The following is a 7578-nucleotide window of genomic DNA, read 5'->3' as shown; positions in this document are numbered from 1 at the left end:
GAGCTGGAAGCGATGCTCTGCGCCGCCACCGGTTACGACTCGATCTCCCTGCAGCCGAACGCCGGTTCCCAAGGCGAGTACGCCGGCCTGCTGGCCATTCGTGCCTACCACCAGAGCCGTGGCGAAGACCGCCGCGACATCTGCCTGATCCCGTCCTCGGCCCACGGCACCAACCCGGCCACCGCCCAGATGGCCGGCATGCGCGTCGTCGTGACCGCCTGCGATGCCCGTGGCAACGTCGACATCGAAGACCTGCGCGCCAAGGCCATCGAGCACCGCGAACACCTTGCCGCGCTGATGATCACCTACCCGTCGACCCACGGCGTGTTCGAGGAAGGCATCCGCGAAATCTGCGGCATCATCCATGACCACGGCGGCCAGGTGTACATCGACGGCGCCAACATGAACGCCATGGTCGGTCTCTGCGCCCCGGGCAAGTTCGGCGGCGACGTCTCGCACCTGAACCTGCACAAAACCTTCTGCATTCCCCACGGCGGTGGCGGCCCGGGCGTCGGCCCGATTGGCGTGAAATCGCACCTGGCGCCGTTCCTGCCGGGCCACGCACAAATGGCGCGCAAAGAAGGCGCGGTGTGCGCCGCTCCGTTCGGCAGCGCGAGCATCCTGCCGATCACCTGGATGTACATCCGCATGATGGGCGGCGCCGGCCTCAAGCGCGCCTCGCAGTTGGCGATCCTCAACGCCAACTACATCTCCCGCCGCCTCGAAGAGCACTACCCGGTGCTCTACACCGGCAGCAACGGCCTGGTGGCGCACGAGTGCATCCTCGACCTGCGTCCACTCAAAGACAGCAGCGGCATCAGCGTCGACGACGTGGCCAAGCGCCTGATCGACTTCGGCTTCCACGCCCCGACCATGTCCTTCCCGGTGGCCGGCACGCTGATGATCGAGCCGACCGAAAGCGAATCCAAAGAAGAACTGGACCGCTTCTGCGACGCCATGATCCGCATCCGAGAAGAAATCCGCGCGGTGGAAAACGGCAGCCTGGACAAGGACGACAACCCGTTGAAAAACGCCCCGCATACGGCGGCGGAGCTGGTGGGCGAGTGGTCGCATCCGTATAGCCGGGAGCAGGCGGTTTATCCGTTGGAAACCTTGATCGACGCCAAATACTGGCCGCCCGTAGGCCGGGTCGACAACGTCTTCGGCGACCGCAACCTGATCTGCGCCTGCCCGTCGATGGCCGAGTACGCCTGAGAACACCGCATCAACCTGTAGGAGCAGCCGGTCGACGCTCGATTGCTCGCGATGGGCTCCAGAGCGCCGCTGGGCATCTGGTTCCCTGCGTCATCGTTAACGACCATCGCGAGCAGGCTCGCTCCTACAGAAGAGCAGCCCCCTATTCAAGAACAACCAGAGGAATTCACCATGTTCAGCAAACACGACCAGATCAAAGGCTACGACGACGAACTGCTGGCGGCGATGAACGCCGAGGATGCGCGGCAGGAACACCACATCGAATTGATCGCCTCGGAAAACTACACCAGCCAGCGGGTGATGGAAGCGCAAGGCAGCGGCCTGACCAACAAGTACGCCGAAGGCTATCCGGGCAAGCGTTACTACGGCGGCTGCGAGCACGTCGACGTGGTCGAGCAACTGGCGATCGATCGCGCCAAACAACTCTTCGGCGCCGATTACGCCAACGTCCAGCCACACTCCGGCAGCCAGGCCAACGCGGCGGTCTATCTGGCCTTGCTACAGCCCGGCGACACCGTGCTGGGCATGAGCCTGGCCCACGGCGGCCACCTGACCCACGGCGCCAAGGTCAGTTTTTCCGGCAAGCTGTACAACGCCGTGCAGTACGGCATCGACACCGCCACCGGCCTGATCGATTACGACGAAGTCGAGCGTCTGGCCGTCGAGCACCAGCCGAAGATGATCATTGCCGGGTTCTCGGCTTACTCCAAGACCCTGGATTTCCCGCGTTTTCGTGAGATCGCCGACAAGGTGGGCGCCTATCTGTTCGTCGACATGGCCCACGTCGCCGGGCTGGTGGCGACCGGTCTGTACCCCAACCCGATCCCGTTTGCCGACGTGGTGACCACCACCACCCACAAGACCCTGCGCGGTCCCCGTGGCGGGCTGATTCTGGCCAGGGCCAATGCGGAACTGGAGAAGAAACTCAACGCCGCCGTGTTCCCCGGCGGTCAGGGCGGCCCGTTGATGCACGTGATCGCCGCCAAGGCCGTGTGCTTCAAGGAAGCGCTGGAGCCGGCCTTCAAGGCCTATCAAGCGCAAGTGATCCGCAACGCCCAGGCCATGGCCAAGGTGTTTATCGAGCGTGGCTATGACGTGGTGTCCGGTGGGACTGACAACCACCTGTTCCTGGTCAGCCTGATCCGCCAGGGCCTGACCGGCAAAGACGCCGACGCCGCCCTCGGCCGTGCCGGCATCACCGTGAACAAGAACGCCGTGCCCAATGATCCGCAATCGCCGTTCGTGACGTCCGGGTTGCGCATTGGCACCCCGGCCATCACCAGCCGTGGTTTCAAGGAAGCCCAGAGCATTGAGCTGGCGGGCTGGATCTGCGACATCCTCGACCACCTCGGCGATGCCGATGTCGAGGCCCAGGTGGCGCGGCAAGCGGCGGCGATGTGCTCGGACTTCCCGGTCTATCGCGACTGATTGCACAGCAATAACCCTGTAGGCGCGGGCCTGCTCGCGATGGACGTAAAGCTGATGCGTTTTCGTCAGAAAGCCCGCGTTATCGTTAGCGACCATCGCGAGCGGGCTCGCTCCCACAATTCTGCGTACATAAGGAAAGAATATGAGCGTTGAAGTCGGCACCAAACTGCGCGGCGCAGATAAAGTCGCGCGGATTCCGGTCAAGATCATCCCGACCGATGTGTTTGCGCGTAAACCGGACTGGATCCGCGTACGCATGCCGATCTCTCCCGAGGTCGAGCGCATCAAGCAATTGCTGCGCAAACACAAGCTGCACAGTGTCTGTGAAGAAGCCTCGTGCCCGAACCTCGGCGAGTGTTTTTCCGGCGGCACCGCGACCTTCATGATCATGGGCGACATCTGCACCCGGCGCTGCCCGTTCTGCGACGTGGGCCACGGTCGGCCGAAACCGCTGGACGTCGATGAACCGACCAACCTCGCCGTGGCCATCGCCGAATTGCGCCTCAAGTACGTGGTGATCACTTCGGTGGACCGCGATGACCTGCGCGACGGCGGCGCCCAACACTTTGTCGATTGCCTGCGGGAGATCCGCAAACTCTCGCCGGGCATACAACTGGAAACCCTGGTGCCGGACTATCGCGGGCGCATGGACGTGGCCCTGGCGATCACCGCCAGCGAGCCGCCCGATGTGTTCAACCACAACCTGGAGACTGTTCCGCGCCTGTACAAGGCCGCGCGGCCAGGTTCGGATTTCGAGTGGTCGCTGGATCTGCTGCAGAACTTCAAGCACCGGGTGCCGCATGTTCCGACCAAGTCCGGGCTGATGCTGGGCCTGGGTGAAACCGACGCGGAAGTCATCGAGGTGATGCAGCGCATGCGTGAGCACGATATCGACATGCTCACCCTCGGCCAGTACCTGCAACCCTCGCGCAGCCACCTGCCGTTGCAGCGCTTCGTCCACCCGGACACCTTCGCCTGGTTCGCCGAGGAAGGCGCGCGGCTGGGTTTCAAGAACGTCGCCTCCGGGCCGCTGGTGCGTTCGTCCTATCATGCCGATCAACAACTGCATGGAGGTGCGGCGGGAATCACGCCATGATGGGCTGACTTGCCATGCCTTTCGGAGACCCGGCCCGATGCCCTTTGCAATTCGAACATTGCTCCTGTCACTGAGCCTCACCCTGCCCTGTCTCGTCGGTGCAGGCGAGGCGGTCAGCACCAGGCCCGAACACATGGTGTACCTGCGCACGATCGATCCGGGCATCGCGCAGGACATCCGCTACGCCAGCGCCCACAACTTCACCGGACACCCGCTCGACGGTTATGCGGCACCGGAGTGCCTGTTGTCGATCAATGCCGCCAAGGCCCTGGCCCGGGTGCAAAAGGACCTGCAGGCGCAAGGCTACGGCCTGAAGGTCTTCGACTGTTATCGGCCCAGCCGCGCGGTCGCCGACATGGGGCGCTTCGCCACCGAGCCAGGCGACCCGCGCAAGGCCGAGTTCTACCCACGGGTGGACAAGCAAGACTTCTGGCGCCTGGGCTATGTGGCCCGGGTGTCCAATCACTCCAGGGGCAGCACCGTCGACCTGACCATGACCGGCCCTGACGCCCTGCCCGCCGAAATCTGGACGCCCGCCGCCACCGCCGTCGATTGCACGGCCCCCTACGATCAGCGCTGGCACGACGGCGCCGTCGACATGGGCACCGGTTTCGACTGCTTCGATGAGCGCGCGCACACCGACTCGACGCAGATCAACGCCACCGCCAAGGCCAATCGCCAGCGACTCACCCGCGCCATGGAGAAAGAAGGCTTCAGCGGCTACTCGGCCGAGTGGTGGCACTTCACCTACAGCGGCGATGCAACGCTGAAAGACGTCATGGATTTCCCCATTACGCCGCCGGCACTGGGGGATGTTCTCAAGACCAGCAATCAACTGATTGTGGTCACCAGCCATAGCTGGACCGACACCCACGCGACCGCTCAGCGTTATGTGCGACAGGGCAACAGCTTTGGCAAATACCAGGCAGCGTTCGATGTGGTGCTGGGCAAGAACGGGCTGGCCTGGGGCAAGGGCCTGGGCCCCATTGATCAACGCGACGGGCCCATCAAACAGGAAGGCGATGGAAAGGCGCCGGCCGGAATATTCAAACTGGGGACGGCGTTTGGCTACGACACCACCGCTGAAACCCGGCTGCCTTACCTCGCGCTGACAGCCACCACTGAATGCGTGGATGACGGCCACTCCCAACGCTACAACCAGATCGTCGACGGTGCGACGACAGCGAAGGACTGGAGCAGCTCCGAGCAGATGCGCAGCATGGATGAGCTGTACCGAAAAGGCATCGTCATCGAACACAACACGCCAGCCACCCCGGCGGCGGGTTCGTGCATTTTCTTCCACATCTGGCGCAGCCCTGACTCGCCGACGCTGGGCTGCACCGCCATGGATCAAGCCGATATCACTCGGCTGTTCAGTTGGCTGGACCCAAGCCAGGCGCCCCTGCTGATTCAAATGCCCGAGGAGCAATACGAGCAATTGCGCGCCAGCCTGGACCTCCCCGAACGTTGAATGCCAGACGCTGACGGTCAGTCGAGCGAGCTGTCCATCCCGTACAGGTGCGGGCGCCGATCGCGATGCAGGTCATTGCGCTCGCTGATGCGCTTGTTGCGCGCTTCGGCGAGGTTCAGGGTGGCCAGCAAAATCTGCTCACCGCCCTGCTCCGCGGGGCCGGCTATCGGATAGCCGTCGGCGTCGACAATCACCGAGCCCTGCACCCAGCCCACCCCGCGCTCATGGCCGTAGCGGTCACACGCGGCGATGAACAAGCGGTTGACCGAGGCATTGGCCTGCACCCGCAAGACTTCCGCCGGGCGCTCGGTTTGCGGCCGTGGGCCGTCGGGCCAGTTGACCGGGGCACAGAGCAGGTCTGCGCCGGCCAACGCCGGCAGGCGCACCCACTCCGGGAATTCCAGGTCGTAGCAAATCAGCATGCCGATACGCCCGTGGACCGTTTCGATGACCGGCGGTGCTTCACTGCCGGCGGTGAAGATTTCCTTTTCGGCATTCCACAGATGCGCCTTGCGATACACCGCGCGCACACCCTGGGCATCGATCAGCGCCGCACTGTTGGCCAGATCATCACCGCCCAGGTGCTCGCAGAAGCCGCCCACCACGACAAGGTTCAGTTCCCGGGCCAGCGCTTGCCACAGGCGCAGCGTCGGGCCATCGCGGGTTTCCGCCAGGGCCAGGGCTTCGTTGCGGTCGGCGAACAGGTAACCGCTCTGCACCAGTTCCGGCAGTACCACAACCTGCGCCCCCCGCAGCGCCGCCGAGCGAATGGCGCGCTCGGTGAGGCTGCGGTTGTAAGCGAGGTCGCCGATTTTCGGCGCCAACTGGCAGCAAGCGACCAGGGTACTTTTTGCAGTGTTCAACGCCCCGCCTCCACGGTTTGATGGGCCATGGCGACGATGTCTTTTTCGCTGATCCCGTCGATGATCCGGCGCTCGGCGACCAGGTCCAGCGAACGACTGAGGAGGAAATACGTCAGTCCGGACACCACCAGTCCCACCAGCCAGGCAATGTCGACACCTTCAAGCATGCGTGCCAGCGGGCCGACGAACACTTCCTTGTTGGCGGCGGCATCGAAGATGTAGAAGAACGGCACCATCGCGGCAAACCCGATCAGGTACGAGGCGATGCCGCGAAATTGCCAGGCGCCGTAGATACCGTTCGGTGTAAAGAAATGCGGGATCGCGTAGCGGCCTTTGCGTACGAAGAAATAGTCCACCAGATTGACCGCGGTCCAGGGCACGAGGAAGTACAGCAACAAGACCAGGAAGGTGTTCAACAACGCAATGCCGTCACCTTTGATCGACAGCACGCAGGTCAACAGAATCAGGCTGATGACGCTGATCGACAGCACCCGGGCACGGGGCGTCGGGGTGATCTTGCTGATCGAGTCGACACCGGTCAGCAACGTCAGCATGGCACTGTAGGTGTTGAGTGCAATGATCGGCAGGAAACCCGCCACCGACACGATCACCAGCAGATTGCCCAACCCCGGGACCATCGAAGAACCGACCTGATTGAGCGCCACCAGCGCGTCCGCCGCTTTCAGTTCCTGGGCAAGCCAGGCCCCGAGGCCGATCATCCAGCTACCCGACAACGAGGCGCCGATGAATACCGCTGCGATCAGTTTCGGCCGACTGGTGTTTTTCGGCAGGTAACGGGAATAGTCGGAGACGTAAGGCGCATAGGAAATGTTGTAGCTGGCGCCGATGGCAAACAGCGTGGCGAAGGCAATCCAGCTGAAGCCCAGGTCCGTGGCTGGCGTGACGCCCTGGGAACCGGCGCCGAACATCAGCGCGATTGTCACCAGCGCATACAGCGGCAACGTTGCCAGCAACGCCCACTTGAAGGCTTTGTGCATCAAGTCGTGCCCATAGATCGACAGCAGCGCGCCAACGAGTACGACGGCCACGGCGACGAAGGTCGGGTTGATCCCGAACACATGTTCGAGGCCGTTCATGATCAGCGAGATGTTCACCACGTTGAAGCCGACGAACACGAACATCGTCGCCATCAATGCCAGGATCACCCCGCGATAGCCGAACTGGGCACGGGACTGGATCATCTGCGGCAAGCCCATTTCCGGCCCTTGCGAGCCATGGAATGCCATGAAAATGGTGCCGAACATGATACCCAGCGCGCCGGCCAGCAGGGTCCACAGCGCCGATAACCCGAGGCTCGGGCCGACAAAGCCGATGGAGATGGTGAAGAAATGGAAATTGCCGAGAAACCAGAATGGCCCCTGGCTGCTGAGCTTGGCGTGGCGTTCGTTTTCCGGGATGTAATCGATCGAGTGGCCTTCGATGGCCAATCCGCTGCTGGCCTCGGCGGCTTGCGCGGAAAGTGGGGATCCTGACATACGATGATT

5 protein-coding genes and 1 pseudogene are annotated in these 7578 nt (G+C 63.2%); 4 read left to right on the top strand and 2 right to left on the bottom strand.

Going from position 1 to position 7578, the window contains the following annotated elements:
• From ACVWYU_RS22015 to ACVWYU_RS22000, 4 genes and pseudogenes are all read left to right on the top strand, one after another.
• Positions 1 to 1215 (top strand): annotated as a pseudogene (locus ACVWYU_RS22015) (glycine dehydrogenase (aminomethyl-transferring)); the annotation flags it as partial.
• Positions 1216 to 1386: 171 nt separating this feature from the next.
• Positions 1387 to 2643: a serine hydroxymethyltransferase gene (gene glyA, locus ACVWYU_RS22010; protein WP_247256152.1), complete on the top strand. Its 1257-nt coding sequence runs from the start codon at positions 1387 to 1389 to the stop codon at positions 2641 to 2643.
• Between the two features lie 142 nt (positions 2644 to 2785).
• Complete coding sequence (gene lipA, locus ACVWYU_RS22005) at positions 2786 to 3739, top strand: lipoyl synthase (protein ID WP_457373656.1); 954 nt, start codon at positions 2786 to 2788, stop codon at positions 3737 to 3739.
• 37 nt (positions 3740 to 3776) lie between these two features.
• Positions 3777 to 5210, top strand: coding sequence for a M15 family metallopeptidase (locus ACVWYU_RS22000; RefSeq protein ID WP_457373655.1), 1434 nt, complete (start codon positions 3777 to 3779; stop codon positions 5208 to 5210).
• A gap of 17 nt (positions 5211 to 5227) precedes the next feature.
• Here the strand turns inward: ACVWYU_RS22000 and ACVWYU_RS21995 are convergent, their stop codons facing one another.
• The gene (locus tag ACVWYU_RS21995; protein WP_457373654.1) at positions 5228 to 6073 is read right to left on the bottom strand and encodes a nitrilase family protein; all 846 of its coding nucleotides are present in this window, start codon (positions 6071 to 6073) and stop codon (positions 5228 to 5230) included.
• The gene (locus ACVWYU_RS21990; RefSeq protein WP_457373653.1) at positions 6070 to 7569 is read right to left on the bottom strand and encodes a purine-cytosine permease family protein; all 1500 of its coding nucleotides are present in this window, start codon (positions 7567 to 7569) and stop codon (positions 6070 to 6072) included. Before ACVWYU_RS21990 ends, ACVWYU_RS21995 begins: the two co-directional genes overlap by 4 nt.
• Between the last annotated feature and the right edge of the window lie 9 nt (positions 7570 to 7578).

This window comes from Pseudomonas sp. TE12234 (genome assembly GCF_054061835.1).
This window is presented reverse-complemented; position numbering and strand designations above follow the sequence as displayed.

Excerpts from the sequence above, each read along its gene's own strand:
- ACVWYU_RS22000 (WP_457373655.1), top strand. The coding sequence starts at position 3,777 with ATGCCCTTTGCAATTCGAACATTGCTCCTGTCACTGAGCCTCACCCTG.
- glyA (WP_247256152.1), top strand. The coding sequence starts at position 1,387 with ATGTTCAGCAAACACGACCAGATCAAAGGCTACGACGACGAACTGCTG.
- lipA (WP_457373656.1), top strand. The coding sequence starts at position 2,786 with ATGAGCGTTGAAGTCGGCACCAAACTGCGCGGCGCAGATAAAGTCGCG.
- ACVWYU_RS21990 (WP_457373653.1), bottom strand. The coding sequence starts at position 7,569 with ATGTCAGGATCCCCACTTTCCGCGCAAGCCGCCGAGGCCAGCAGCGGA.